Annotated in this window: 23 protein-coding genes; 11 read left to right on the forward strand and 12 right to left on the reverse strand. The window is 53.7% G+C overall.

From position 1 onward, the window contains the following. Positions 1–150 precede the first annotated feature (150 nt). The 9 genes from GS535_RS08170 to GS535_RS08210 all read right to left on the reverse strand — a co-directional run bounded on the left by GS535_RS08170 (position 151) and on the right by GS535_RS08210 (position 11,039). Positions 151–1,455 carry a cytochrome c gene (locus GS535_RS08170; protein WP_160791965.1) on the reverse strand — a complete coding sequence of 435 codons (1,305 nt, stop codon included), beginning with the start codon at positions 1,453–1,455 and terminating at the stop codon, positions 151–153. Continuing rightward, on the reverse strand, positions 1,455–3,251 hold the full coding sequence (locus GS535_RS08175) for a GMC family oxidoreductase (protein WP_160791966.1): 1,797 nt from the start codon (positions 3,249–3,251) through the stop codon (positions 1,455–1,457). Before GS535_RS08175 ends, GS535_RS08170 begins: the two co-directional genes overlap by 1 nt. Before the next feature lies 1 nt (position 3,252). Next, positions 3,253–3,981, reverse strand: coding sequence for a gluconate 2-dehydrogenase subunit 3 family protein (locus GS535_RS08180; protein WP_237442248.1), 729 nt, complete (start codon positions 3,979–3,981; stop codon positions 3,253–3,255). A 127-nt stretch (positions 3,982–4,108) separates the two neighbouring features. Further along, positions 4,109–4,885, reverse strand: a complete 777-nt coding sequence (locus GS535_RS08185; protein WP_160791895.1) for a hypothetical protein — start codon at positions 4,883–4,885, stop codon at positions 4,109–4,111. Continuing rightward, positions 4,882–6,048: a hypothetical protein gene (locus tag GS535_RS11040; protein ID WP_202401579.1), complete on the reverse strand. Its 1,167-nt coding sequence runs from the start codon at positions 6,046–6,048 to the stop codon at positions 4,882–4,884. The genes GS535_RS08185 and GS535_RS11040 overlap by 4 nt, the downstream gene beginning before the upstream one ends. Beyond that, a complete protein-coding gene (locus GS535_RS08195) occupies positions 6,045–7,001 on the reverse strand; it encodes an Hsp33 family molecular chaperone HslO (RefSeq protein WP_237442249.1) in 957 nt (318 codons plus the stop codon). Before GS535_RS08195 ends, GS535_RS11040 begins: the two co-directional genes overlap by 4 nt. Positions 7,002–7,114: 113 nt before the next feature. Continuing rightward, the gene (gene argF, locus GS535_RS08200) at positions 7,115–8,068 is read right to left on the reverse strand and encodes an ornithine carbamoyltransferase (RefSeq protein WP_160791896.1); all 954 of its coding nucleotides are present in this window, start codon (positions 8,066–8,068) and stop codon (positions 7,115–7,117) included. Continuing rightward, entirely contained in the window at positions 8,065–9,255 is a 1,191-nt protein-coding gene (locus GS535_RS08205) for an aspartate aminotransferase family protein (RefSeq protein ID WP_160791897.1), read from the reverse strand. Before GS535_RS08205 ends, argF begins: the two co-directional genes overlap by 4 nt. A 185-nt stretch (positions 9,256–9,440) precedes the next feature. Continuing rightward, entirely contained in the window at positions 9,441–11,039 is a 1,599-nt protein-coding gene (locus tag GS535_RS08210; RefSeq protein ID WP_160791898.1) for a D-aminopeptidase, read from the reverse strand. Between the two features lie 65 nt (positions 11,040–11,104). On the opposite strand from GS535_RS08210, the gene GS535_RS08215 reads away from it, so the two are divergent. The 9 genes from GS535_RS08215 to dld all read left to right on the forward strand — a co-directional run bounded on the left by GS535_RS08215 (position 11,105) and on the right by dld (position 21,521). After that, positions 11,105–11,710, forward strand: coding sequence for a regulatory protein RecX (locus tag GS535_RS08215; RefSeq protein WP_160791899.1), 606 nt, complete (start codon positions 11,105–11,107; stop codon positions 11,708–11,710). Positions 11,711–11,992: 282 nt separating this feature from the next. After that, positions 11,993–12,457 (forward strand): CHAP domain-containing protein, encoded by a 465-nt coding sequence (locus GS535_RS08220; RefSeq protein WP_160791969.1) that lies wholly within the window; start codon positions 11,993–11,995, stop codon positions 12,455–12,457. 87 nt (positions 12,458–12,544) lie between these two features. Then, positions 12,545–12,808, forward strand: a complete 264-nt coding sequence (locus GS535_RS08225; protein WP_160791970.1) for a twin-arginine translocase TatA/TatE family subunit — start codon at positions 12,545–12,547, stop codon at positions 12,806–12,808. Positions 12,809–12,837: 29 nt separating this feature from the next. Beyond that, positions 12,838–13,773, forward strand: a complete 936-nt coding sequence (locus tag GS535_RS08230) for a bifunctional riboflavin kinase/FAD synthetase (RefSeq protein WP_160791900.1) — start codon at positions 12,838–12,840, stop codon at positions 13,771–13,773. A gap of 75 nt (positions 13,774–13,848) precedes the next feature. Continuing rightward, a complete protein-coding gene (ileS, locus tag GS535_RS08235) occupies positions 13,849–16,701 on the forward strand; it encodes an isoleucine--tRNA ligase (protein ID WP_160791901.1) in 2,853 nt (950 codons plus the stop codon). Continuing rightward, the gene (gene lspA, locus GS535_RS08240; RefSeq protein ID WP_160791902.1) at positions 16,701–17,198 is read left to right on the forward strand and encodes a signal peptidase II; all 498 of its coding nucleotides are present in this window, start codon (positions 16,701–16,703) and stop codon (positions 17,196–17,198) included. Before ileS ends, lspA begins: the two co-directional genes overlap by 1 nt. A gap of 69 nt (positions 17,199–17,267) precedes the next feature. Continuing rightward, on the forward strand, positions 17,268–17,819 hold the full coding sequence (locus GS535_RS08245) for a DUF3035 domain-containing protein (protein WP_160791903.1): 552 nt from the start codon (positions 17,268–17,270) through the stop codon (positions 17,817–17,819). A gap of 37 nt (positions 17,820–17,856) precedes the next feature. After that, positions 17,857–19,761: a DNA mismatch repair endonuclease MutL gene (gene mutL / locus GS535_RS08250; protein WP_160791904.1), complete on the forward strand. Its 1,905-nt coding sequence runs from the start codon at positions 17,857–17,859 to the stop codon at positions 19,759–19,761. Positions 19,762–19,826: 65 nt separating this feature from the next. Continuing rightward, positions 19,827–21,521 carry a D-lactate dehydrogenase gene (gene dld, locus GS535_RS08255; protein WP_237442251.1) on the forward strand — a complete coding sequence of 565 codons (1,695 nt, stop codon included), beginning with the start codon at positions 19,827–19,829 and terminating at the stop codon, positions 21,519–21,521. Here the strand turns inward: dld and GS535_RS08260 are convergent. Both GS535_RS08260 and GS535_RS08265 read right to left on the reverse strand, forming a co-directional pair. After that, on the reverse strand, positions 21,518–22,084 hold the full coding sequence (locus tag GS535_RS08260) for a DUF1643 domain-containing protein (protein ID WP_160791905.1): 567 nt from the start codon (positions 22,082–22,084) through the stop codon (positions 21,518–21,520). The genes dld and GS535_RS08260 overlap by 4 nt on opposite strands. Before the next feature lie 56 nt (positions 22,085–22,140). After that, positions 22,141–23,286: a lytic transglycosylase domain-containing protein gene (locus GS535_RS08265; protein ID WP_160791906.1), complete on the reverse strand. Its 1,146-nt coding sequence runs from the start codon at positions 23,284–23,286 to the stop codon at positions 22,141–22,143. Positions 23,287–23,802: 516 nt separating this feature from the next. On the opposite strand from GS535_RS08265, the gene GS535_RS08270 reads away from it, so the two are divergent. Both GS535_RS08270 and GS535_RS08275 read left to right on the forward strand, forming a co-directional pair. Then, entirely contained in the window at positions 23,803–24,021 is a 219-nt protein-coding gene (locus GS535_RS08270; RefSeq protein WP_160791907.1) for a hypothetical protein, read from the forward strand. Positions 24,022–24,128: 107 nt separating this feature from the next. Next, positions 24,129–24,995: a hypothetical protein gene (locus GS535_RS08275; RefSeq protein WP_160791908.1), complete on the forward strand. Its 867-nt coding sequence runs from the start codon at positions 24,129–24,131 to the stop codon at positions 24,993–24,995. Between the two features lie 50 nt (positions 24,996–25,045). Here the strand turns inward: GS535_RS08275 and GS535_RS08280 are convergent, their stop codons facing one another. Continuing rightward, positions 25,046–26,140: an AbrB family transcriptional regulator gene (locus GS535_RS08280; protein ID WP_160791909.1), complete on the reverse strand. Its 1,095-nt coding sequence runs from the start codon at positions 26,138–26,140 to the stop codon at positions 25,046–25,048. Positions 26,141–26,152: the final 12 nt, after the last annotated feature.

Here is a 26,152-nt window from a genome sequence, read left to right on the forward strand (position 1 = left end):
TGTTCCTGTAGTGCTACAGTCTTAGAAACAGTTTTCCCAACCTAGAGAATTATTTTCAGAAAGCGTATTAAATCATCATTCATATATTAAATATCATTTATTTAAAATATTTTTAATGACACTATTTTTAGTATTAATCATGTAAAAATACTATTTTCCACTACGAATATTTTTAACATCTTCTTTTTGTACCCCAGATTCATTATTGCCCCAAGCATGACGAATAAAACGTGTAATATCGGCGATATCTTGATCGCTTAATGTCTTCTTAAACCCCGGCATGGAGAAAGAAGACGGTGCCGTTGATAGGCTTGGCATGGTATCACCCTCTTTGATGATATGGATGAGCGATGTTGGGTCTTTGCTCAGCACGACAGGGTTCCCTGCAAGAGGAGGGAAAACAGTGCCATAACCGCGACCATCGGTGCGGTGGCAGGCCGCGCATCGGTCAATATAAAGCTGGGCGCCACGCTCTGAGAGGTCAGCGCGCTGTAGGGCATCGCGGCTTGATGGGTCATACTGCCATTCTTTTTCATGCAGAGTGGCAGGCGTGAGGGTTTGTAGAAAACGGGCGATCGCGTGGAGGTCGCTGTCGCTGTAGGCATGTGTGCTGTGTTCAATCACAGGGGTCATACTGCCAAAACTGACCCCTGTGGGCGCACGACCGGTTTTAAGAAAAGCGACAATATCGTCTTCGTGCCACCGCCCCAGGCCTGTGCGATTTTCTTGGCGTAAGGAGGGGACAACCCATTGCTCCAGAACACCACCACCTGAGAGAAAAGAGGAGCCGCCCTGCGCTGTTTGCGTTTTTTCGGCCATAGTGAGGCCGCGTGGCGTATGGCAGGCACCGCAATGCCCAGCTCCCTCGACGAGATAAGCACCGCGTGCCAGCACTGGGTCGGTAAATTCCGCGGCTGTGCGTTGCTGGGCTTTTGTGACGTTTGGTGCAAAAAACCAGCGCCAGAAAGTCAGGGGCCAGCGCATAGATAACGGCCATGTCAGGCGGTTGGGCGGGGGAGAGACGGGCTGCGGGGCGACGCCATGATGGAAATACACATAAAGGGCGTGAATATCGCTGTCACTGAGCCGAGCATAAGACGGATAGGGCATGGCCGGGTAAAGCGTGCGGCCATCTTTGCGGATCCCTTGCCGTATGGCGCGGGCAAAGTCTGCCTCTGTATAGGTGCCGATCCCATGAATGGGGTCGGGTGTAATATTGGTCGCGTAAATCGTGCCGATCGGCAGAGCAAAGGGCACGCCTCCGCTATAAGCAGGGCGTCCCGGGGCGCTATGGCATGCCATGCAATCCCCTAAAATGGCTTGATAATGGCCTTGCTCCATTAAAGAAGCGGGGACTTCATGGGCAATGGACGGGGTGTCTTCGGCGTGTGCGGGTGAAAAGGCGAGCCAACCAATAAGCGTATAAAAGCTGAGGAAAGAAAGATACCGTTGCATCATGACGGCACCAAGGGGCCGGGGGATTTGAGGTAGGTTGTGCGAATATGATGGGCAGACCAATAGGCCAAGGCAGCCAGCAGTCCCGTAGGATTATAACCGAGCCCGTGGGGAAAGGCATTGGCCCCAATCACGAAGACATTGGGCACGTCCCAGCTTTGCAGATACCGGTTGAGTGCGCTGGTGCGGGGGTTGCTTCCCATAATCGCACCGCCGCCTAAATGGGTGGTTTGATAAAGGCGGCTATCGAAGGGTTGGTTATAGTCCAGCATGTTCAGCTCGGTGCGCGTGGCTCCCATGGCACGGGCGATCGGTTTGAGCTGATCGACGACATAACGATTCATGCGGACATCGTTATCTTTCCACGTAAAGGTCATGCGTAGGAGCGGTTGATCATAGGCATTCGTCCAAGTGGGGTCGAGGTCGAGATACACATCGCGGTAAGTCATATTGCTGCCATGGGCATCAACACTGAGGGAGTGTTTATAGGTCTCGATCATATCGCTTTTATACTGCGCTCCCCAACGTGGACGACCTTTCCCGCCTCCAGCAGAGGCGGCTGCAATCGGCTTAACGCCGGCTTGATTGACCCAAAGCGGGGAGCCACCAATAAAACCATGTGGGCCGCGGTCAAAGTCGGGCTGGTTAAAGTCATCAATGGCCACACCAGCACCGCCCGCCCCGACGAACTGGTTGGTATAGCGGTTTTTGGGGAGCCAAAAGCGCGAGGTTGTAATGGTCTGATAAAAGAAGTTACGGCCAATCGTACCGGTGTTTGTGTGTGGATCGTAAGGAGTGCCGATGCCCGACAGCAGCATGAGATGCACGTTATAGAGTTGGAAGGCCCCGAGGATCACAAGATCGGCTGAGATAGTTTTTTCATGGTGATCGTTCAGGTCAACATAGACCGCCCCGGTGGCGCGTTTTTTGCTTTGATCCAGCGTAATACGGAGCACTTGTGCTTGTGGAACAAGGGTAAAGCCCGGGTCGCGGCGCAATGCGGGGAGGATATTGATGTTGGGAGAGGCTTTAGAATAAAGAAAGCAGTCATACCCGCTGCAATAGCCGCAGAAGTTACAAGGGCCCATCTGGCACCCATAGGGGTTGGTGTAAGGGCGGGAGGCATTGGCGGCAGGCATACTGTAGGGATGATAGCCGAGCTCTTGCGTTGCTGCGCGAAATTGTGCGGCTGAGAAAGTGTCTTCCATAGGAGGAAGAGGGAAGGGAGACGAACGGTTGGGGGCGAAGACATTGCCGTTTCCCGTTGGCTTTCCTTGCACCATATGGGCTTCCCCTGAGGTGCCGAAGACTTTCTCTGCTTTATCAAAGAACGGCTCAAGTTCGTCATAGGTGACGTCGAAATCTTGCAGCGTCATATCGTCAGGAATGAACTTTTTCCCATATCGTTCAATCGTGGCACTTCGCAGACGTAAATCATCCGGCATGACGCGAAAATGGCAGCCAGACCAATGAAGCCCTGCCCCACCCACACCTTCCCCGGGGAGGAATGCGGCAAGCTGGCGATAAGGTAGTGCTGTTTGGTCGATCCTATTGCGGATGGTTAAAGAGTTGCGGGAAAGCTTTTGAAACAGGCGCTTGCGCACACTGCCGCGAAGCTCATCAATGGAGTTCGGGTAAGCGCCGGTTTCGGCCGTATGGCGATCCTCTCCGCGTTCTAAAATGGTGACGGAAAGCCCCGCTTCGGTCAGCTCTTTAGCCATGATGCATCCAGCCCATCCCGCGCCGACAATGAGGACATCGCTATGGCGTGGGGCTGTTGTGGAGGAAGCGTTCATATTACTCACGCACCGTCATAGACAGAGAAGGAGAGATGGAGACAGGGCCAAAGGGATAGGGGGCACCATTTTGGTTAATCCAATCCATAAAATCAGCCCGTGCTCCGGGAAAACCCATCATGATCCAACCTTTCATATCACGGTTGCCCCCATAGATCGGGTCGGAGAAGGCCCCTTCTAACGTATTGCTGCGGAGTTGTTCAAAAAACGTTGGGCCCGGAATGTCTTCTAACGCTAGCGCGCCCGTTTCTAAGTGTGACAGCACCAGCTGTTGTGTGTCTTGAGGAAGCTGATGAAAGGGGGCGTGATAATGGCGTAGGCACTGTTGGGTGAGGCTATAGATCCCATTCCGGTAAAGCTGTCGTGGCGTGTAGGGCAGCTGATAACCCAGCTCTGGCGGCCCAGAGACGAAAGGTGGTTTGCGATACCATAACTCCCCATGGCCGTAAGGGGTCTGCATTTGCTGGTCAATAAAGTGCGCAACGCCCAGCTCTTGTGCGCCGGGCCCGTTTTCATCATGGGGGAGAATGCATTCGCTGGCACGCTCAATAAAGCGGAATTCGTCAGAGGTGAAAAAACGCGGCAGATCTGGCGAGCGTGTTGGGGGGGCGGTGCGTGCGGTTGCTGTGTTTCGCCAAAAAGGGGCCGAGGCTAGGGCGGTAGCACCTTTGATGAATTGGCGTCGTGCCAAAGAGGGCCTTGAGGGGATCGTGGCGTGGTGATGCGTCATGAGAGAACAGCCCGCCCTAGCAAAAATGACAAAAGACACGCCATCATAGGAAAGGAAAGACCATATTGGCAACGGGCGCGCCCGTGCTCGCAACGCTCTTTCCTTTCGACACTACACACTACATGTTTTAGCGCTGCGGTAGGTGGAGCTCCCCTCCATGAGAGGTATGAGCCGGCAGGCTTTGTGTTGCTGCCTTGCCCGGTGCAGGAAGAGCGTTATTTGGGCTAGATGGCGGTGTGAGCGTGCTGCCCGAGATAGAGCCCATTTGTGAGGCGTCGAGGTCTTGGCTTTGGACTTTCGCATTGAGTGGGGTGCCTGTGGCATCGGTCAACCACTCAGAGCAATGTTTGCGAAGCTGATATTCTAGCTCAACATTCATATCATCCATCAAAGCCTGATTAAGGGTATATAGGTTGCTCTGATGAGATGTTTTGTTTGAAAAGCTACGGGTTTGATGCACGGTCGCGACGATTTTCCCATGATGTTGCTGGGCGGGGTCATCCAGTGTGAGCTGCACGGAGAATGTGCCGCTTAGTTGGCGCCAGCCATGTTCTTTCGTGATGTCGGCCTTCAGAACGGTAAAGTGCGCATTCCCTGTCACGCCTGTTGTTTTAAGGCGGTCTTGGGCCATACGCTCTAAGTTCGTTACCGGTGAGGTTGGGCTTTGTGCGGCGATATCGTGCTTATCAAATGTGACGCGATTGCTGATGTCAATTTGCCCAACATTCAGGTGGAAAATTGGCAAATAGCTATAGCTTGGTGTGGGGAATGTTTCTTCTGGTTGGTCGCCACTGCATCCGGTAACAGCCAAGGAAAGACTAAGGCCGGCGGCGCACAGTGCTGTTGTGCTGAACGTTTTGATGGATTGAGCAAAACGGGGAGAAAGGAGGTGAAAGCGTTTCATGTCCGGCGGCCTTTCTTTTTGCGGTTTTTGCGGCGTGATGAGGGTTGTGGAACGGGTGAAGACGGGTTAGCGCTTGGCTCTGGCTCTGGCTCTGGCTCTGGCTCTGGCTCTGGCTCTGGCTCTGGCTCTGGCTCTGGCTCTGGCTCTGGCTCTGGCTCTGGGGAAGGCGTGCGGATGGCAGGTGAGTTCGTAAACCAGCTTTCCCAAGCAGGAGAATGGGCGGCAAGGGGCTCTTGTGGTGGCGTGGTTGGTTCCTTCTCAGAACGAGCGAAGTCTTTCCAAATACCAGAAATTTGTCCCACGCCATAGTCTTCAAGCCGGAAGGAGGGCGCCTGACGGATTGTGTCGGGATGGTCAGGATGTTGAATAAACCAAACAAGAAGTCGTGTGGGCAGAAGGTTTGCTTCAATACCATCGCCTAGAATCAAGGGGCCTTTGGGATAATAAAAAAGTGGTTCTTCATGAGGGGAAGGACTGCGAGAGGAAGGAGCCGCCCAGAAGAGGTAGAACGTAAGCTCTTCAACGGGATCAAAAAAACGACAAGCCACGCCTGCTCCGTTTTTCATCACAAGCTGTGGCTTGAGCGGCAAGAGAGAGAAGGGTGATATTGCCGTTGGAGGCTGTTCTTCATGATAGCGGCAGCTCATAACCTGACGAATGCGCCCAGCGGAGAAAGGCGAAGGCTCTGATGAGCCATCGTCACTATCTGTGCTTTGCTCTTCTTGCGCGACGTCTTCAAGCAGTTCATGAGGAGAGATGATCAAGGTGCCTTGTGCGACATGATGGTACCATAAGCCGACGACCTCGGTGAGAGCGATAGTGGGCAAGTCTGCCAGACAGCGAAAAACAGGATCGTGCACCGGTAAAGGTTGATGCGGTGTGTTAACCAGTGATTGATCCAGCAAGGGGTACAGGATGGGGCCGAGGCACTCAATCAGCTCTGTTTGGCGGTCTGGCTTAAGGGCTAGGGTATGGCTGGCGAGATAGTTCCCCTCAGGAGTGACCCACCAGCATGCTTCGCGCCCTGTGTCACGCTGACGAAAGAGAACGACATTTAGCTGAGCTGGGGCCTCATAGCGGGCAATGGCCTCCCAGCCTGGGTAGAGGCGCTCAACCGGCTCATCGTTCATCGTCAGCTGTGCCAGAAGGACGCTGCTCATCATGTGTGGTGATCTTCCTTGGGGAGGTCATCACGGTTAAAGTCGAAACGGGTATTACAAAAACCACAATTCATTGAGATCACGCCATTTTGGGCCATCTCATCAAGTTCGTCATCACTAAAGCGCGTGAGGAAGCTGCGCATACGCTCTTTATCGCAGCGGCACCCAAAGGAAAGCGGGCGTGACGCCGCGCACTGCACACTCAGTGTGCCAAACAGGCGATTGATGAGCGTGACGGCGGAGAGCTCAGGGTTGAACAGCTCGTCCGCATTGAGCGTGTCTGCGAACGTGCAGGCCGTGTCCCACACATCTTCTTCGTCGGCTGTGGCTTGCGCGGCGATATTGTCGTTATGAGCGTCGCTGCTTTCTCCAGCGAGACGCTCTAAGACGAGGGCACCAGCCTGCCAGCCTTGGTCGCTTGGTCGTGCGAAGAGATGGATGGAGCATGGATGCTGCTCACTATCGGTGAAATAGCGCGTTGCCATGTCCGCTAGGGTCTTGCCTTCAAGGCTAGTAATGCCCTGATGGCGTTCTGTGTTAGGGCCTTGGTCGATGGTGAAGGCAAAGTAGCCGTCGCCAAAAAGGCCTTTCGCGGTATCGGGTAAGGGGCCGGTATGTTTCTCACTCATTTGCGCCATAAAGCGCAATTCGCCTTTGTCAGTACAATCGACAAGGAAGAGGGAAATCGGCCCATCCCCCTTAATTTGGAGTGATAAAGTGCCACTGAACTTCAAGGCCGTGGCCATCGCAGCGACCAGAGCTAAACCTTCCCCGCCAAGTGCTTTAACCGCATCTGGCAGCGTATCATGACGGGAGAGAATGTCCTGTGCGAGCGGGCCGAGGCGAATGAGACGACCACGCACAGGCGCACGGTCAAGATAGAAAGGCTGCACAGCGTGAGCGACGGTTAGGCCGGTGCTTGGGGAGGCATGTTTAGGGGAAGAAGCGTCAGTCATCACAAAGGTCATTTCTGTCTGGGTGAGGGCGACGATACTCTGCCTCCTCATGAGAAGGCAGAGTGCTGCGTCGTAAATATTCCCCTTATAGAGGGAGGGGAAGGGCGCCGGACTTAGAAAATTTCGTCATACCCGAAGCACCAGAGCAGCAAGCCTTTTTGGCTGTGCAGGCGATTCTCTGCTTCGTCAAAGACAACAGAGGCGTCACTCTCAAAGACACCTTCAGTGACTTCTTCGCCAACATGAGCGGGGAGGCAGTGCATGAAGAGGGCATCAGAGGCGGCATTTTCCATCAGCTCTTCAGTGATCTGATACGGACGGAAAGCGCGCTGACGCTCTTCAGCATCGTCATCGCCCATGCTGACCCATGTATCCGTGATGACGGCATCAGCGCCTTCAGCAGCTTCATGAGGATCACGCGTGGTGATGATATTGGCCCCATTGCTGCGTGCCCAGACGATAGCTTCCTCAGAAGGATCAAATTCATCGGGTGTTGCAAGGCGCAGGTTAAACCCTAACAGGGCGGAGGCCTCAATCAGTGAGGTTGCAACATTATTGCCATCACCGACCCACGCTAAGGTACGGCCTTCAATAGGCCCGCGATGCTCCTCAAACGTCATCACATCAGCGAGGATCTGGATCGGGTGAGAGACCGGGGTAAGCCCATTAATGACGGGAACGCTGCCCCAACGGGCAAGCTCACGCAGAGCCTCATCCTCCCCAGTGCGGAGCACGATGACATCTAAAAAGCGCGAGAGGACACGGGCCGTATCGGCAATGCTTTCTCCACGGCCCAGCTGCATGTCAGAAGGGGAAAGAACGCTCACATTCCCGCCCAGCTGCTTCATGCCGACTTCAAAAGACACACGTGTGCGCGTGGAGGGTCGGGCCATCATGAGGCCTAGGGCCCGACCAGAAAGGGGGCTGTCAGGATGAAGAGGGAAGCGGCGTCCATCTTGTTTGGCTTTGACCCGTGAAGCCATGTTGAGAATGGCGCGAATTTCGTCGCCTGTAAGGTCTTTAATGTCAAGAAAATGACGGGGGGTGGAAGAGTGGGGCGCGGTCACGCGTTCTTCTCCTGATTGTTGGTAAGGGCGTGGGCAGCACGTTGTAAGCGCGTGCAGGCCTCTTGGCAGTCCTCTTCTGTAGCGATCAAGGGTGGCATGAGACGCATCACATTATCACCTGCTGCAACGGCAAGGAGACCCTCACCAAGGGCTGCACTAACAAGGGAACCGACGGGGACACGACAATGTAGGCCACGCATAAGCCCAGCACCGCGCACCTCGTCGAAAATTTCGGGCATGTCAGCAACCAAAGCATCAAGCATGGTGCCAAAGGCGTGCCCAACGCGAGCAATTTGTTCCAACATACCGGGTGCAAGGAGCACATCGGTAACGGCAAGCCCAGCCGCACAGGCCAGTGGATTCCCACCATAGGTGGTGCCGTGCGTTCCGGGCGTGAGATGTTTGGCCAGTTCTTCACGGGCGAGAACCGCGCCAAGAGGGAAGCCGCCACCAATGCCTTTTGCTGCTGAGATAACATCAGGGGCAATCCCAGCATGTTCATGAGCAAAAAGTGTCCCAGTACGACCCATTCCAGACTGAACCTCATCAATTCCAAGGTAAAGCCCATATTCGTCGCAGAGGGCTCGCAACCCTTGCAGGAACTCTGGAGTGGCTGGACGGATCCCGCTCTCTCCTTGGATAGGCTCGACAAGAATACCAGCTGTTTGGGGGGTGATGGCTGCTTTAACGGCGTCAAGATCGTTAAACGGCACATGGTCAAACCCCTCCACCGTCGGGCCGAATCCCTCAAGATAGGCAGGGTTCCCTGTAGCGGAGATCATTGCCAAGGTGCGTCCGTGGAAGGCATGCTCAAAGCATATGATCCGGTTCCGTTCGGGATGGCCGTTTTGATACTGAGCACGGCGGATCAGTTTAACGAGCCCCTCATTGGCCTCTGCACCAGAATTGCAGAAAAGGACTGAATCTGCGGCAGAATGTGCAACGAGTCGGTCGGCAAGGGCTTGCGCTTGAGGCACGTGATAAAGGTTAGAGACATGCATGACCTGTCCGGCCTGCTCGGTAATGGCTTTCACGAGCTGGGGGTGTGAATGTCCCAGGGAGGTTACAGCAATACCAGCCCCGAAATCGAGATAGCGTCGTCCATCCGTTCCCGTAAGCCAGAGGCCTTCCCCATGCTCGAAAGCAAGGTCGAAGCGTTTATAGTTTGGCATAACGGTGGGGATCATGAGTGTGCGATCCTATCAGGGTGAAACAGACAATAACGAACGGGGAAGGCATCACTTCCTTCGATGGTTTTCCCAAAGCAGAAAGCCCCACTCCCCTTGGTGAAAAGAAAGAGCAGGGTGCAAACCCACCCCAACATAGTGCTCAAGGAGAGAGAAGACGTCAAACTTAACCTTAACATAAAGGGTTAAACGTCTCCAGATGGACGAGGAGAAAGACGCTCATAAACGAGGTTTCGTGCCAGCCAGCACCCAACGCGCACCTGCCGTACAGACCCTTGAGTGCGTTCAATGTTAAGCGTCCAATCACCGGGGGCGGTGTGGTCGAGGGCGCGTGGGCAGGGGAAGGTCCACAGATCTTCGCCAATTTCAGTGAGGCGCTCCATCCGCCCTTCCCCTAACAGGCCGCTGAACCCTCCATAGAGCAGTCCTCCCTGTTCGGTAATGGTGAGTTCAGAATTATCCAGCTCGCCACAACGATATTGTCCGACGATTTTATGGCGTTCTGGGGTGGGAGCTGTGCTGTGAGGTGTGAGCAGGCAATGCCGGTTTTCGGCAGGGCGTGTCATGACGATTCCCTCAGCTGTGCGTTCAAGCTGCACGCCTCCATTCCCGGCATTTGTTGCGGTAAGGAGGGGGATTTCCTCGGGCACCATGAGGTAACGCAGACGAAGGGTCGAGGCGTTTGCGTTTTCAATACGTGCCGAGAGCCCTGTTTCTTCATCCAGCCATACTCCGTTAAAGTCATGGGCGATGGCTGGTGCTGTATTGGACGGGGTGGAGCGTGGTGCCGTTAGGCCGAGAGCGTGATGGAAGAGGTCGCTCGCGGCGGCTTGGGCGGCGGACATATGGTTAAACAGCACGACAACAGAAAGGCGTTTTTCTGGGCAATAGAGGCGATGGGAGCGCCAGCCGCGCAGTGCACCACCATGCCCCGTGACTTCGTATCCAGCCAAGCGGCTGTGTTGGAGGCCGAAGCCGTAAGAGGTCGGTGTGCCATCGCGGAAAGTGACGGGGGCGCTGAGACGTTGATAGAGGCTGTTGGGGTCATTGCGTGTGGCATCAATAGAGCGTTCCCACGCGATCATATCATCAAGTGATGCGGCCATGCCGGCGTCCCCTGTCCAGTAGATACGATTTACGGCGGGGCGGAAGCCGCTTTCTGTCGTCCCTTCATAACCGGTCGTGCCATCAGGCAGAGCGCGGGTTTCGGGGGCGAGAAGGGCGGTGTGCATACGTGCGGGGGTGAAGATATGGTGCTTGAGGAGTGCTGCAAAGCTTTCGCCACTTTCTGCTTCCATCGCATTGGAAAGGAGGCGGAAATTCTGATTAACGTAAGAATAAGATGTGCCGGGTTCAAACTGAAGCGAGCGTGTGCCTGCCATCACACGGCGTGCATCGCCTTCGTTAAACTGGCCTTCAATAGCGGCTCCATGGAGCATCGCAACAGCCCAATAGTCCCGTAGGCCGGACTGATTATGGGCGAGGTGATGGATGGTCGGGTGCTGTGTTGCTAAATGAGGGAGCGCTTGCCGTACGAAGGGGGCGAGCTTTTCTGGGTCGCGATAACGATCCAACATCACAGCGCAGGTAAATTGTTTTGTGATAGAACAGATGCGGAAAAGAGAAGACGGCGTGAAGGGTATTCGGCGTTCAAGAGAGGCATAGCCCCAACTATGGCGCGCGATGATTTCTCCTTCACGAAGGATAGCAACAGCACCGCCGGGCCCGGGGTAGCGTTGGGCAATCTCTAAGAGGGCGGTATGAAGAGTGTCTGAAGAGGACATGGGTAAAAGCCGTCTCTGAAAAAAGGATATGTAAGGAACTAGTAGGGACGAGTATAGGAGATACAATGTCAGAAATCCCCCCCGCTCCGACACAAACGCAGCTTCGTGAGGCTGCTTTGGCTCATTTGGCGCGTTTCGCCACCACCCGGCAGGGATTACGGTTGGTTTTGCAGCGGCGTATTCGTCGTTGGGCAGGCAGGGCTGTGCGAGCTGGGCTGGAAGAGGAGCAGGCTGTTGCGCATGAGCAGCAGTGCCAGCCGTGGATTGATGAGATTGTGGCTTCCATGGAAGGGCTGGGAGCTGTTGATGATGCGGGTTATGCGCGAGCGCGAGCGCGGAGCATGACGCGCACAGGGCGTTCACGCCGGGCAGTCAAAGCGCATTTACGCACCAAGGGGGTGGAGGAAGACACGTTGGATCAGGCGATAGATGAGAGCTTGGGGGAGCGCTCAGACGAATCTGGACGAGAGGCGGAGCTTGGAGCCGCGCTTGTTTTGGCGCGTAAACGTCGCGTTGGCCCTTTTGCCCGTCCTGATCGACCAGAGAAGGAGCGTCATAAGGTTTTGGCGATTTTTGCTCGAAATGGTTTTTCGCAGGATGTCGCACAGTCTGCCTTGGCGATGGAGCTGGAGGAGGCTGAGGAGAGGATCTTCGCTTTTCGCTCTTTGTGAACCAATAGTGGCGTTATACCGCGCTTATTCTCTGCCTTCGCTTAAAGAGGCTTTGGAGAGCGGTTGAGGTGTATGACGGTCGTTGAGAGGTGGCAAAACCGTTAAGAGTTGAGTGGAAGGTGCTTTGTCTTGTGGGCTTTTGTGGACAGATATAGAGATGTCATGAATTTTCACAATGATGACGTGCTTTCTAGCGTCTGTCTTTTTGTTTAGCTGTTTCGTGCTATTCCATCCACAAGAGTGACTCCAGAAGGTTGCGTGGCAACCCAGATACTGATCATGATGACCCTTCGTCCCTCAGTTATGATGAAGCATTTTTCTTACGTATTTTTGCTTGTCCTTTTAGGCTGTGCTGGGTGCAGCGGGTATCATGGCTCTGTGCAATGTGCGCCTTATGCGCGTCGTCTTACAGGAGTGAAATTGCACGGCCCGGCGGCGGGTTGGTGGTGGCAAGCGCGCGGGCATTATGCGCGGGTTCATCGCCCGGCCCAAGGCGCGGTGTTGGTGTTTCGTGCAACGTCACGCGTGCCAGATGGGCATGTGGCGGTTGTGAGACGCGTGCTGACAGAGCGACGTATCACCGTCGATCAGGCCAATTGGGTGCCGGGCGAGATTGAGCATAATGTGCTGGTTGAGGATGTTTCCCCAAAAGCAAACTGGTCGCGCGTGCGGGTGTGGTGGTCGCCAACAGGGCATTGGGGAACACGCTTTTACCCAACCTATGGTTTTCTCCTGACGTCACGGTAGAGCAGTTCTGTGCAGAGAAGGGGTTGCACAATTGGCCAACCCTTGCCACATGCTGGAGGAGCTTTTGGCTTTTCGGAGTATGACCCTATGGGCAGCATGAGTATTACGCACTGGGTAATTTTTGGCATTGTCGTTTTAGTCTTGTTTGGCGGCGGTGGTAAAATCAGCGGCCTCATGGGGGATTTTGCGAAGGGCATTAAGTCCTTCAAGAAGGGTATGGCTGAAGAAGATCCGCCGTCATCCGAGCAAAAACCCGATGAACGTCTCACTCCTCCGAAGAAGGACGGTCAGGCAGCACCACAGCGTGATGCACGTATGGCTGAAGAAGAATCGGCGCATTCTCCACGATAAGTGGGAGAGCGGAGCGGTATTAGACGTTTATGACACTCTATACAGATTGGCGCACACTCCCTCAGGCTGTGCGAGGGAACGCCGTTGCGTTGGGGAATTTTGACGGTGTGCATCGTGGACATGTGCATTTGTTAGAAAGCCTCAAGATGGCGCGCCCTGATTGCCCACCAGCCGTGGTGACGTTTGAACCGCATCCGCGTGCGTTTTTTCGTCCTCAAGACCCGCCGTTCCGCCTCATGCGTGCGGATATGCGCGCTCAGGCTTTGAGTGAGCAGGGCGTGGATCATGTCGTGCAGATCCCTTTTGATTCGACTTTTTCTCACAGTGGGCCACGCGACTTTGTGCGTGACGTGTTGATCGGTGGTCTCGATGTTGCGCATGTAGCGTGCGGGGCTGACTTCGCGTTTGGTCACCGTCGCACGGGTGATGTTGTGCTTCTCGAAACCTTGTTGCGCCAGCATGGTGTTGGGGTGAGCATTGTTCCACAGCTTTCCGATGTGTCAGGCCCTATTTCCTCCAGCCGTATCCGTCGTCTCATTCAAGAAGGCTATCCTGAGCGAGCCGCTGAGCTGCTAGGGCGCACGTGGAGTATCACGGGGGAGGTTGTGCAGGGAGACCAGCGTGGGCGATTGTTGGGATTCCCGACGGCGAATATTGCGCTTGGAGATTATATTGAGCCTGCTCGTGGGGTTTATGCGGTGCAGGTTCGCTTGCCGGATGGGCGCGACGTGCCGGGTGTGGCCAATGTTGGGCGGCGTCCCACCATTAATGATGGCAAAGAAAGCCGTTTAGAAGCGCATCTTTTTGATTTTGATGAAGACCTTTATGGTCAGACACTGAGCGTAGCCCTCGTGGCATTGTTGCGTGAAGAGAAGCGCTTTAAGGGTTTGGACGAACTGAAAGCGCAAATTGCTTGCGATGCACGGCAAGCTCGTGCGTGTTTAGAGCGTCATTCTACCTGCTAGGTCTTGACCGGAGAGGGTCCGTCTCCCCATATGGTCAGACCTTTTTTGTTTTCTTAAAACCGGCGCGCTTATTTCATGTCTGACCCCGTAGAAAAGACCGATTCAGCTTTTCGTGACCAACAAGAGCGTTATCGCGAGAGTGTTTTCCTCCCCAAAACATCCTTCCCTATGCGGGGGAACCTCCCAAAGCGTGAGCCTGAGACGCTCAAGCGCTGGGCGGAGATGGGCCTAGATGGTGCGATTCGCGAGGCTGGGAAACAGGCGGAGCGTATTTTTACGCTGCATGATGGCCCTCCTTACGCGAATGGTCATATTCATATTGGGCATGCACTTAATAAGGTGATGAAAGACGTCATCAATCGGGCTCAGCGGATGAATGGGGCCGAGGTGCGCTATATGCCGGGCTGGGATTGCCACGGCTTGCCGATTGAGTGGAAAGTCGAAGAAGAATACCGCAAAAAAGGAAAGGATAAGGACGCTGTTCCTGTTCTGAAATTTCGTGCGGAATGCCGTGACTACGCAGCACGTTGGGTGGATGCACAGCGCGAGGACTTTAAGCGTTTAGGGATTCAGGCGGAATGGGATCATCGTTATGTGACGATGGATTTTTCTTCCGAAGCGCAGATTGTGGAGGAAATTGGGAAGTTTCTTCTCAATGGTCGTCTCTATCGTGGGTTGCGCCCTGTTATGTGGAGCCCAGTTGAGAAAACAGCGCTTGCTGAAGCGGAAGTGGAATATCACGATATTAAATCCACAACCCTTCAGGTAGCTTTCCCCATTGCGCATGACCCAACCCCTGAAGGGCTCTTGCGTGACGTGTCCGCCGTTATTTGGACGACCACGCCATGGACGATCCCCGTCAACCGCGCCTTAGCTGCTGGGCCTGAGATTACGTATCAGGTCATTGAGGTCACGGGGGTCACGGATGAAAGCGTTGTGCCTGTTGGCAGTAAGCTGCTGATTGCTCAGGAACGGTTAGAGCTTTTCGCCTCTGACGTGGGGCTGACCGAATGGACGGTGCTGCATACCCTGCCGGGGAGCGCGTTAGAGGGGGCTGTTTTTGCCCATCCTCTGCGTGAGCGCGGTTATGAGCATGATGTGCCGCTCTTTTTGGGTGAGTTTGTCACGACTGAAGCGGGGACGGGGCTGGTGCATATGGCGCCGGCTCATGGTCAGGATGACTTCCAGCTCTGCCGTGAGCATGGCGTGGAAGTCACAGAGCTAGTTCAAGATAACGGCACCTATGTGCCGTGGATGCCAGAGCTTGCCGGTGTGCATGTTTTTAAAGCAACCGCGCCTGTCTGTGCGTTGTTGGAAGAAGAGCGCGATAAAGCGGCGGCGCAGGGGCGTGCTGTTGGGCTGATGGGCCAGCGCGTGATTGAGCACTCCTATCCGCATTCTTGGCGTTCTAAAAAACCGGTGATTTATCGCGCAACGCCGCAATGGTTCATCGCGATGGAGTCTGAAGACGGTGACGGCCTGCGTGCCAAAGCCCTTGATGCTTTGGAGAATGTGTCTTTCGTGCCGGCAAGCGCGCGTCGTCGTCTCACTACGATGGTGGCGCAGCGCCCCGATTGGTGCATCTCACGCCAGCGTTCATGGGGCGTGCCGATCGCTGTGTTTGTGGAAAAACGCACAGGAACAGTGCTGCGTGATCCCGCTGTGATGGAGCGTGTGGTCACAACCTTCCAAGAACGCGGGGCGGATGCGTGGTATGACACCGATCCAGCCGTGTTCCTCGGTGAGGGGCGTGACCCGGCGGATTACGAACAGGTTTTCGATATTGTCGATGTCTGGTTTGAAAGTGGCTGTAGCCATCGTTTCGTCTTGCAACAAGAGGGGATGAACTACCCGGCGGATCTGTATCTGGAAGGGTCAGATCAGCATCGTGGTTGGTTCCAATCATCCTTGCTTGAAAGCGTCGGGACGCAAGGCTGGGCCCCCTATAAAGCGGTCGTCACAAACGGCTTTGTGCTGGACGGCCAAGGCCGCAAAATGTCTAAATCTCTTGGTAATGTCATTCTTCCTGAAGATGTAACCAAGAAGCTCGGTGCTGATGTGCTGCGTCTTTGGGTGTTGAATTCTGACACCAACGAAGATTTGCGCATTAGTCACGATATTCTCAAACAGCAAGGCGAGCTTTATCGCCGCGTGCGCAATACGCTGCGTTGGCTTTTGGGGGCTTTGGATGGTTTTTCAGAGGAAGAAGTGCTGCCTTATGCGGAGCTGCCGCCTTTGGAACATTATATCCTCCACCGCCTGACAGAGCTGCATCAGCGCGTGATGGAAGCAGTGAAGACCCATCAATGGAATGGCGTTTATCCGCTGTTACATGGCTTCTGTAATAATGACCTGTCGGCCTTTTATTTCGATATTCGTAAAGATTCGATCTATTGCGATGGGGCTGCATCCACAACACGGCGTGCTGCACGGACGGTGTTGGACATCTTGCACCGGGCTTTAGCAACATGGTTGGCCCCTGCTTTGGTCTTCACTGCTGAAGAGTCGTGGCAGGCACGTTTTGGTGAGGGAGAGAGTGTGCATCTGCAACGTCTCTTCACACCTGACCAAGCGTGGCACAATCCCGAGCTGGGGGCGCGCTGGGAAGCCCTCCGTCACACACGCCGCCGCGTTACCACAGCGCTGGAAGGCGCCCGTCGTGATGGGGCGATCCGCAGCTCTCTGGAAGCGTGTGTTCAGCTGCCTCTTTCAGAGGACGAGAAACGCCAGACAGACGGTATAGATTGGGCAGAGTTGTGCATTGCGTCACAGCTTTACACGGTTGACGGAAGCGCTGATGCCCCCGTGACGGTGGAACCTGCTGAGGGAGAAAAATGCGCGCGTTGTTGGCGTGTGCTGCCCGATGTTGGGGAGAATAAAGACCATTCACATCTTTGCCGCCGCTGCGTTAGCGTGGTGGAGGGCTGATGGCGGCACGGCGCACTTTTCATATTCATCGACCGTCAAGTTGGCGAGGCGTTGGCTTGGTCGTCGCTTTGCTCGTGTTGCTGGGAGACCAAGCGAGCAAGCTATGGATTCTCTATGGGCTAAACTTGCCGGAGAAGGGAAGTGTTCCAGTTTTGCCATGGTTGAATTTTACCATGGTCTGGAATCATGCCGTAACATTTGGCATGTTTGGCGGGCATAGCGCCTGGGTCTTTGTTGCGATCTCTGTGTTAGCTGTGCTGGCGCTTTTAGTCGTCCTCGCACGAAGCCGTCGTAAAGCTGTGAGTATAGCGTGCGGTGGTATTATCGGTGGGGCGATCGGCAATGTGATTGATCGTGTGCATTATGGAGCGGTGGTGGATTTCCTCCATTTCCATGTTGCTGGTTGGTCATGGTATGTTTTCAATGGTGCTGATTCAGCGATTGTATGTGGTGTAGGGTTATGGATCCTCGACTCATTTATCGCTGATCGACGGTAGATCGTTCCTCCGGGAACATGTCTGGAATGCTTGCCCATTTTCTGTGGGAACGATAGGACTAAGAACATCATGAGTGCAGTGCGGGAACCTGTCATGCGGCGTTTTGCTCCTTCCGTTATTCGTTGGGGGATACAAGCTGGAGTTGCGGCTTCTATTGGTCTCACCCTTATTGGATGCTCGGGGAGCGATGTGGTGCGTAGTTTTGGCCTCAAGCGGCCAATGCCTGATGAATATACGGTGACCACACGAGCACCGCTGTCTATGCCACCTTCTGAAAAGCTGGTGCTGCCGGGGGCTGCGAATGCGAACCGCCCTGATGAAAGCCCGCGTATGCAAGCGCTGGAAACGCTGGCACCTGACGTTGCGCTTCATCCGCTTGATGGGAGCCCCAGTGCTGGTCAGAGCGCCCTTGTGAGTGATGTTTCCAAAGCAGCCCATAGCCCGGATAACTCGGAACTGGGTGATTCGGACGCTGGGTTCGTTGATAGCCTAATGTTCTGGCAAGGTGGTCGTGCGGGTGATGTGGTGGATGGTGATTCTGAAAATCAGCGGATCCAGCATAATAGTGCCTTGGGGCAGCCCCTGAACCACGGGGCGACACCCACCATGAAAAGCCGCTAAGAGCGGTATTTTCTTTTAAGTTAGAGACGGTACAGTCATGCCTCATGCGACGATCCGTCGGCTTTCAAATCATGTTGTTGATTTGATTGCAGCCGGCGAGGTGGTGGAACGCCCCGCTGCGGCGTTGAAGGAGCTTGTGGAAAATGCCCTTGATGCGGGCGCGACCTCCATTGACGTGGTGTTGCGTGGCGGCGGATGTGACAGCATTGAGGTGACTGATAACGGGCGCGGCATGACCGCGCAGGAATTGCCGTTAGCCATCGAGCGTCATTGCACCTCTAAGCTGCCTGATGATGATTTGGTGCACATCCGCACGCTTGGGTTTCGTGGTGAAGCGCTCCCGTCCATTGGGGCCAGTGCGCGCTTAAGCGTAACCTCTCGCACGGCAGAGGCCGATACAGCGTGGTGCCTGCGGGTCGAAGGGGGTGTTGTCGAGCCCGCCATTCCGGCTGCTGGGGCGGTCGGAACGCGCGTTGTGGTGCGTGATTTGTTTTTTGCCACACCAGCACGGCGCAAGTTTTTGAAAAGCCCGCGCGTGGAAGGAAGCCATGCGGAAGCGGTCATGCGGCGTATGGCGTTAAGCTCGCCCCATTGCGCGATTTCCTTTACCCTTGAGGGGCGGGAAGTCTTGCGTCTTCCCGTTCAAAGCGTTCAGGAACGTGTGGCTGCGGTGCTGGGGGTGGCGCATGATAGTTTGCTCGCGGTGGATGAACAGCGTGGGCGTATGCATCTTTCGGGCTTTATTTGTGGGCCAGCGCATACGCGTGCAACGGGTGCGGGGCAGTTTTTGCTCGTTAATGACCGTCCCGTAACTGACCCCGTGTTACGGACGGCTGTACGTGTGGCCTATCGTCCTGTGATTGAACGTGGCCGCTTTCCCGTGTTGATGCTGCATCTTCACGTGCCCTATGAGCGGGTGGATGTGAATGTTCATCCGGCGAAAACAGAGTTGCGCTTTGCTGATGAAGCGGAAGTGCGCGCTTTTGTCATCGGCGCTGTTGGGCGTGCTCTGGCTCGTGGTGCGGGAGATGGCGGCGGTGTGCATGCTGATTTAGAGCGGGTGGTGACACCAGAGCCAACGCCCCCGGGGGGAGCCTCGCGTTCTGCACGGCCTTCGGCGCCTGCGTCGTGGAATGATCGACGCCCGGCTGTTGCGCGTGACTGGAAGCAGGACAGAGATTTCGGCTTTGCCCCTTCCGTGCGTCAGGTTGCGCGTTCGCCGATGCCAGAAAAAGAGGCCGGATTATCGGAAGCCACGGCTTTATTTGACCGTGCAACCCCGTCCTTTGCTCCAGCGGGTGAGGATGAAGGAGGAGCGCATGAGGTGCCGCCTTCTTCTGAGCAAACGCTTGGGGTGCCGATTGGTCAGATCCACGCCACATATATTCTCGCTATTGCTGCCGATGGCGACCTCATTATCGTTGACCAACATGCCGCTCATGAACGGCTGACCCATGAGCGCTTGTTTGCACGGTTTGAAGGTGGTGTGATTAAGGCGCAAGCATTGCTGTTGCCAGAGGTGGTTGATCTTCCACGTAATGAGGCTGATGCCGTGATGGCGTGTGCTGAGGAATTGGCGCAGTTTGGTTTGGAGTTGGAATCCTTTGGGGAAGGCAGTGTGATGGTGCGCACACTTCCCGCGCCGTTGAGTGGTGGTGATGTGGGAGCCCTTGTGCGCGATATTGCTGAGGAGTTGGCTCAAGACCCTGATCTGTCCGCACGACAAACAGAAAGCCTAGACCGTCGCTTTGAGGGGGTTGTTGCGCGTATGGCGTGCCATGGCAGCATCCGTGCTGGGCGGACATTAAAGCGCGAGGAAATGGAGGTTTTGCTGCGGGATATGGCGCAAAATCCGCGCGTAAATACTTGCCCCCATGGGCGTCCGACATGGCTGCGTCTCAGTAAGGACGCATTGGAAAAGCTTTTTGGGCGTGTAAAATAAGACTCTTTCAGTAAAGATTTTACGGAATGTCCCGTAAAAGAAAAATGAATGGAAGAGAGGACACGATGTCGGGGCTGCTTAACAAGCTTGAGGGTATTGTAGGCCAGCGACACGTTCTAACATCAGAAAGTGCAACGTATCCTTTTCGTAAGGGGTTTCGGTTTGGACTTGGCCGTGTAGAGGCTGTAGTTATGCCTCATTCTCTTGTGGAGTTATGGTATGTCGCGCAGTCCTGCGTGCAAGCGGATCGGATCCTTATCATGCAGGCGTCCAATACGGGATTAACGGGTGGATCCTCGCCCGATGGTAATGCGTATGATCGGCCCATTATACTCGTCAGCACGCGTCATTTAAAAGGCATTCATCTCGTTGGTGGTGGCAAGCAGGTTGTGTGCTTGCCCGGTGCTACTTTGTATGAGCTTGAAGAAATTTTAAGCCCGATTGGGCGTGAACCGCATTCTTTGATTGGGTCGTCTTGTATCGGGGCCTCTGTTTTAGGGGGTGTGAGCAATAATTCCGGTGGATCACTTGTGCAGCGTGGCCCAGCTTTTACGGAAATGGCGCTTTTTGGCCAGGTGGATGAAAAAGGCGCGCTGCATCTCGTGAATCACCTTGGGCTTCGCTTAAAGGGTGACCCAGAACAGGTGCTCGCTGCGGTAGAAAAAGGCACCTTCTCACCTGATGATGTGGAATGGTCTGCCGGACGCGGGCATGATGCTGATTATATTGATCGTGTGCGTGATGTGGATGCGGACACACCCGCTCGCTTTAATGCGGATCCAGGTCGTCTCTATGAAGCCTCTGGCTGTGCGGGGAAGTTGGTCGTGTTTGCGGTGCGGCTTGATACGTTTCCAGCGGAGAAAGACACGGCTGTCTTCTACCTTGGGACAAACAGTACAGAAAAACTGGAAGATTTGCGCCGTGCGGTCTTAAGTAAATTTGACGAGATGCCGATTGCCGGTGAGTATCTCCATCGTGATACGTTCGAGATTGCAGACCATTACGGGCGTGATACGGTCGTAGCTATTCGCTATTTGGGCACGAAGCATCTTCCTTTCTTCTTTGCGATGAAAGAGAAGATTGACCTTCTATCGCAAAAAGTCTCCTTCTTCCCAGATGCGTTAGGAGATCGCGTTTTGCAGGCGATGAGCCGGCTGTTCCCCTCGCAAGTGCCTAAGCGGATTATGGCCTATCATAAGCGTTTTGAGCACCATTTGATGTTGAAGGTATCAGGCCAATTTGCGGATACATTACGTCCGTGGCTGCAGGAGTTCTGTAAAGACGGCGACATGGCATCCTTTGAATGCACAGCAGATGAAGGCAAGCGAGCGTTCCTCCACCGTTTTGCAGCCGCAGGTGCTGCTGGTCGATATGCGGCGGTTAATCGAAAAACAACAGGGGGAATGATGGCCCTTGATGTTGGGCTGCGTCGCAATGATCGTGAGTGGTTTGAAAAGCTACCACCTGAAGTTGATAATAAGCTGGTGGTGAAGCTCTATTACGGCCATTTCTTCTGCCATGTGATGCATCAGGATTATGTGGTGAAGCAGGGTTATGATCCTGTGGCGGTTGAGCATGAAATGTGGCCATTGCTCGATAAACGTGGGGCGCGTTACCCGGCAGAGCATAATGTTGGCCATCTCTATAACGCCCCCCAATCCATGCTGGATCATTATCGGAGCTTGGATCCATGCAATTGCATGAATCCGGGAATTGGTCGTTCTACCAAGCGGAAAAACTGGGTCGCAGAGAGCGTTTAATGATCGCTTAATGTTGTAGGATCAAGAGGTTGAGGGGTCAGAGCAGCCGGTAAATAGAGCGGGTGCTCTGGCCGTCTTCCTTTACGACTGAGCCGGAGGGCTGTGATCTCGTGGCCAGCTTGGCTTAGGAGTTGGGCGACAGCTGTCCCGCGAGAGCGGAGGGCTTTTGCTTGAGGCGTGCCATAGGCCAGGACGATGGTTTGGGCATCTGCGGCCATTTCTAAGAGATACGCATCATTTTGAGGGCCAATAGGGTCTGGTATTTCCAGAAGGCGTTTTTGGTCGGTGCAGCGATAGGCGAAGCTGTTGCCAACATAGATGCCCCCATATCCCCAAGCGCGGGCATAGCGCTGACATTTGGCCACGGTGCGGTCATCGCCCACTTCTGTAGCGACAGAGGGGTTCATCATAACCCACATGATAAGAGGGCGTGTTGAATCCCAAACGCGCTTTAAGCTGTAGCGATAGCAGTCTTGTGGGCCATCATAAATGGCGGTGCTGATGATATCATCAGCTAAACGAAGAGGGGTCGATGACCCAACGTGATGTGTTTTCTCTGTCATAGGGGATAGGTGTAGCGTGCAGCGAAGGCCTTTTTAAGTCCCTAACTTTATTACCCTCAGAAATGGGATTGAGGTGAGAGGGGCATACAGGGGATGCTATGGGTAAGCTTTCGGCATGTTGCTAGAGCTTGATCGTGTGAGAGCCCCGTTAATCGGGCGCGATAAAGTAGATGCCGGCCTGAATGAACAGGGGTAACGAGGACAGATACGCGTTTGGGCGTAAGGCCGGTAAGATGGCGGATTTGTGTGGAGACCGCCGAGGCTTGGGCGCGGGTTGAATAGCTCCCCAATTGAACAGCCCATTGGGCGGAACTATTTTTCAACATATCGCTTGCTAACCCGCTACGGTAGGGTGGATGCGCTAATGGGATGGATTGAACATGAATGGTCTCTTCTGGTGATGGTTCAGGTTGGGGGGGCTTATGTGAAGCCGTGCTGCGCGGCTGTGGAGGGGGGCTCGAGAAGCCTCGTGCGGCCCACGCGGCACTAATCGATTGTTGAGCGGGGTTGGATGTTATCGGTGCTGGCTGTGTGTCCTCGATCGTGGCATTGCCCTGTGTTTGTGCGGTCGGGTCGTGACGGGCAACCATGAGGTCGTTATGAGAACGTTGCTTGGGCCAAATCCCAGCAATATGCGGAGCGATGGCGGCGACATAACGCCGCGTTTCTAAAGGCAGAGCTCTATTCTGGCGAAGATAACGGTCAAGGCTTCCGGGGCCATAATTATAAGCGGCTAAAAAGCCCGGGGATCCATAAATCTCGTACATTTCCCGCATGTAGGCAGTGCCAGCTAAAATATTGTCGTGTGGGTTATAAGCGTCGGGGCCTAGGCCATAGCGTGTGCGCAGGTCGTCATAAGCAGGGGGCATAATCTGCATCAGTCCCATGGCACCTGGGAGTGATGTGATGAAATGTCCGTGGCGGTCATAAATGTGCCCTCCGGATTCCTGATGCATGACGGCACGAATCCAGGCAGTTGGCACATCAAAACGCTCGGATGCTTCACGGATATAAGGCCCCCATGGATCGTAAGCCGGGCCAGGTGGCGTATAAGAGCTTTGGGCGTGTGCTTGATATTGCTCTTGCTCGTGAACAAGCGCTTGTGGAGATATGGATGAAGATGGTGTATTTGCGCAGGCGGCGAGTAAGCCAAGACACCCCACGGCAGCGGCAGAGCGGGGTGAGCAAATATGAAGAGACATGGAAAGAAGAGGCTCCGCCTAGAACGATTGACAAATTCATTTTTTGCCAAACTAACATAATATATTTATAAATTTAATAAGATATTCTTATTATAATAGTGAAAAGAAACAACGATAAGAGAGAAAATAAATCAAAAACAATGCAGGATATCATAGTTATAAAGTATTAAATTAACGAGAAAACTATGATATGAAAAATATGTGACTTTTATGCTAAAAAATAATATTTCTATATTAAATTAATATAAAAAATTAAATATATGAAAATAATGATGATATTATGATATTTTTAAATAAATAAATTTCTATGAAAAAAGAAAACCCCTCTTGGGATAGTGGATTATTTTGGCTATATATAAAGAAACGCCTTTATGGCGACTCGATGAGTTATCAAATCATGTGAAGCGTGCTAACACGGCATTGAGCTCTTTCGTGGGGCGGGTGCTGCTGTAGATCTTGTAGTAGGTGGCGCTCTGTTTGTAGGAAAGCTAGCTTGATATTTTGAGGAGAGAGGTCTTGTCTTACGCTGCGATTGATGCAGAACGTGTTGCGAAAGCGGCCGAGAATGCGTTGAAGACTCTTCAGATGACGTCCAGTGATTCTGAAGTTCATCAACGTAAGACGGCGATGATTGAACGAATTCATGCGTTAGCTGTGGCTGCATCACAGACGCAAAAGACTGGTGTGATTACTCTGACGTCTGAAGAGTTTTGGCTCATTTCCAAAAATTGGTAGAATGTGTTTCTACTGGTAGAGTGTATTTCTAAGGTGATATTGTTAGGACAGGCGGATATGATTCAGCACGGCTGTCTATTAGATTTGGGGCATTAGGGGCGTTTGGCATGAAGTGGTTTTTTGCAATTACAGAGCAGACGCTCTCCAATGATCCAGATCATGGATTTATTGATTGTATCCGTGTGGCAGTACGGTCTGCACGAGAGAATACGACGTTAAAGCCGCACATGGTTTTTGACGGGCAGGAATGCGATTTTACGCGCGAGATGCGTGAGTTGGGTGTGACGGTTATTTTCCACCGCATCCATTTTTATGATCGCTTGCATGAGGCGCAACGCCGTCAGAAGCCTGAATGGCCGAATTACATGCAGACGGCTGCAGGGGCCTTTATGCGCCTTGATCTGCCGCTGTTGGAAAAAGAAGATCAATACGTCCTTTATACAGACTGTGACGTTTTGTTCATGCGTGATCCGCAAGTTGAGTTCTGTCGTCCTGCTATTTTTGCAGCTTGTGGTCAGTTTGGTATGCAGGATTATTACACAGATATGAACTCAGGGGTCATGGTGATGAACCTTGAGCGCCTGCGTAATGACTTGCCGGCGATGATCGATTTCCTATGCGACAATCTGTATTACATTTCTGGTTACGATCAGGAGCTGTTGCGCGTTTTTTATAATGCTCAATGGAGCCCGTTATCTGCGCGCTTTAACTGGAAGCCTTATTGGGGTGTGAATGATGATGCGGTCATCGTGCATTTCCATGCCGGCAAACCACCAGCGGCGCGTCATTTGCTGGATGATCCTGCGTATCGTGAGCATGATCCAGTCTTTCACACATGGCGTCATTGGTTTTTCCAAAATCCAGCTGGCTATGCACATTACGTGCCACGGTGGGAAGAATTCTTGCGGATGTCCACTTCTCCACCAGCTGATACAGTGGATGAGTTTGATGCGATGCGTGAAGGTGACGCATAGGTTCAGCACAGTGAGAATGGCAAAGCCCGGGGATCTTCCTCGGGCTTTTTTTATGACGGTGGTGTTTGCTGATTCTTTGGTTTGTGGCGCTCAAGCCATGTGCCGATTGGGCGTGCAATGAGGGGGCCGAGGATAACGACAGCGAGCATACGGGCGGTCTGGAGGGCAACAATAAAGGGGAGCGCTACAGGGATGGATGTGCTGATAATGACGATGGTGTCCAACCCGCCCGGACTTGTCGCTAGATAGGCGCTAAAAAGGTCGATCTGAGCGAGGCGCGCAACGGGGATGGCTAAAAGAGCACAAACACAGATGAGAATAAAAGAAGAGAGACATACGGCAGGGAGGGTGTGAAAGGCATAGCACAACACAGCTTTGGTAAATCGAAGGCCAATAGCCCACCCGATCGACATATAAGCAGGAACGCAGAGCCATAAAGGGGTGCTAATAGCGAAGAGGCCTGTAAGCTGAGCGATCCCGCCAAGGAATAAGGTGAGAAGCAGCGGCGCAGCCGATAAAGGTAGGCGCATGCCAATGAATGTTGAGCCTATAATAAGGGCCAGAGTGGGGAAAATATCGCCTTGATGAAGAATTGATAGCGGCGGTAGAGAATGAGATGGTGAATGGGAGCTGCCAACACACCAAGCGACCAGTGACGTTGAGAGGGCTACCATAATCACACGGAAATACAGCATAAAAGCTGCAAGCCGTGGGTCGGCTCCAAAAGATTCGCACATGAGAGTCATGGTCGAAGCGCCACCGGGAGAAGCTCCCCACAGTGCGGTGGTTCCAGGCATATTGCCGAACCAAGCCAGCACAGCTCCGGTGAAAAAGCTGGCGACAATCACTGATATCACGCTGAATAGCATGAGCATCCAGTGATGGAGGCAATTTTGGAGAATGTCGATTGAGAGAGATTTTACGATAACGCAGGCAAGGACGGCTTGTGCGAGACAAAAGATGGGTCGTTTAATCGTTAATTGACGACCGCTTACCGCCATAATAATCCCGGCGATCATGGGGCCCAGCATGGTGCCTGCTGCGAGATGTGCGCTGAAGAAGGCAACCGTAAGCACGGCTGACAGCCCTATCAGTACAAGCCAGCGTTTCCCGTACTGATAGGGCGAGAGTGTACCGTGCGCCATGAATCTTGTTGC

The organism is Saccharibacter sp. EH611 (assembly GCF_009834765.1).
Classification (GTDB): Bacteria; Pseudomonadota; Alphaproteobacteria; order Acetobacterales; family Acetobacteraceae; genus Saccharibacter.

Bases quoted from the DNA above. Each gene is read 5' to 3' on its own strand.
- GS535_RS08170 (WP_160791965.1), bottom strand. From the start codon at position 1,455: ATGCAACGGTATCTTTCTTTCCTCAGCTTTTATACGCTTATTGGTTGG.
- GS535_RS08175 (WP_160791966.1), bottom strand. From the start codon at position 3,251: ATGAACGCTTCCTCCACAACAGCCCCACGCCATAGCGATGTCCTCATT.
- GS535_RS08180 (WP_237442248.1), bottom strand. From the start codon at position 3,981: ATGACGCATCACCACGCCACGATCCCCTCAAGGCCCTCTTTGGCACGA.
- GS535_RS08185 (WP_160791895.1), bottom strand. From the start codon at position 4,885: ATGAAACGCTTTCACCTCCTTTCTCCCCGTTTTGCTCAATCCATCAAA.
- GS535_RS11040 (WP_202401579.1), bottom strand. From the start codon at position 6,048: ATGATGAGCAGCGTCCTTCTGGCACAGCTGACGATGAACGATGAGCCG.
- GS535_RS08195 (WP_237442249.1), bottom strand. From the start codon at position 7,001: ATGACTGACGCTTCTTCCCCTAAACATGCCTCCCCAAGCACCGGCCTA.
- GS535_RS08205 (WP_160791897.1), bottom strand. From the start codon at position 9,255: ATGATCCCCACCGTTATGCCAAACTATAAACGCTTCGACCTTGCTTTC.
- GS535_RS08210 (WP_160791898.1), bottom strand. From the start codon at position 11,039: ATGTCCTCTTCAGACACTCTTCATACCGCCCTCTTAGAGATTGCCCAA.
- GS535_RS08215 (WP_160791899.1), top strand. From the start codon at position 11,105: ATGTCAGAAATCCCCCCCGCTCCGACACAAACGCAGCTTCGTGAGGCT.
- GS535_RS08220 (WP_160791969.1), top strand. From the start codon at position 11,993: ATGACCCTTCGTCCCTCAGTTATGATGAAGCATTTTTCTTACGTATTT.
- GS535_RS08225 (WP_160791970.1), top strand. From the start codon at position 12,545: ATGGGCAGCATGAGTATTACGCACTGGGTAATTTTTGGCATTGTCGTT.
- GS535_RS08230 (WP_160791900.1), top strand. From the start codon at position 12,838: ATGACACTCTATACAGATTGGCGCACACTCCCTCAGGCTGTGCGAGGG.
- ileS (WP_160791901.1), top strand. From the start codon at position 13,849: ATGTCTGACCCCGTAGAAAAGACCGATTCAGCTTTTCGTGACCAACAA.
- lspA (WP_160791902.1), top strand. From the start codon at position 16,701: ATGGCGGCACGGCGCACTTTTCATATTCATCGACCGTCAAGTTGGCGA.
- GS535_RS08245 (WP_160791903.1), top strand. From the start codon at position 17,268: ATGAGTGCAGTGCGGGAACCTGTCATGCGGCGTTTTGCTCCTTCCGTT.
- mutL (WP_160791904.1), top strand. From the start codon at position 17,857: ATGCCTCATGCGACGATCCGTCGGCTTTCAAATCATGTTGTTGATTTG.
- dld (WP_237442251.1), top strand. From the start codon at position 19,827: ATGTCGGGGCTGCTTAACAAGCTTGAGGGTATTGTAGGCCAGCGACAC.
- GS535_RS08260 (WP_160791905.1), bottom strand. From the start codon at position 22,084: ATGACAGAGAAAACACATCACGTTGGGTCATCGACCCCTCTTCGTTTA.
- GS535_RS08265 (WP_160791906.1), bottom strand. From the start codon at position 23,286: ATGTCTCTTCATATTTGCTCACCCCGCTCTGCCGCTGCCGTGGGGTGT.
- GS535_RS08275 (WP_160791908.1), top strand. From the start codon at position 24,129: ATGAAGTGGTTTTTTGCAATTACAGAGCAGACGCTCTCCAATGATCCA.
- GS535_RS08280 (WP_160791909.1), bottom strand. From the start codon at position 26,140: ATGGCGCACGGTACACTCTCGCCCTATCAGTACGGGAAACGCTGGCTT.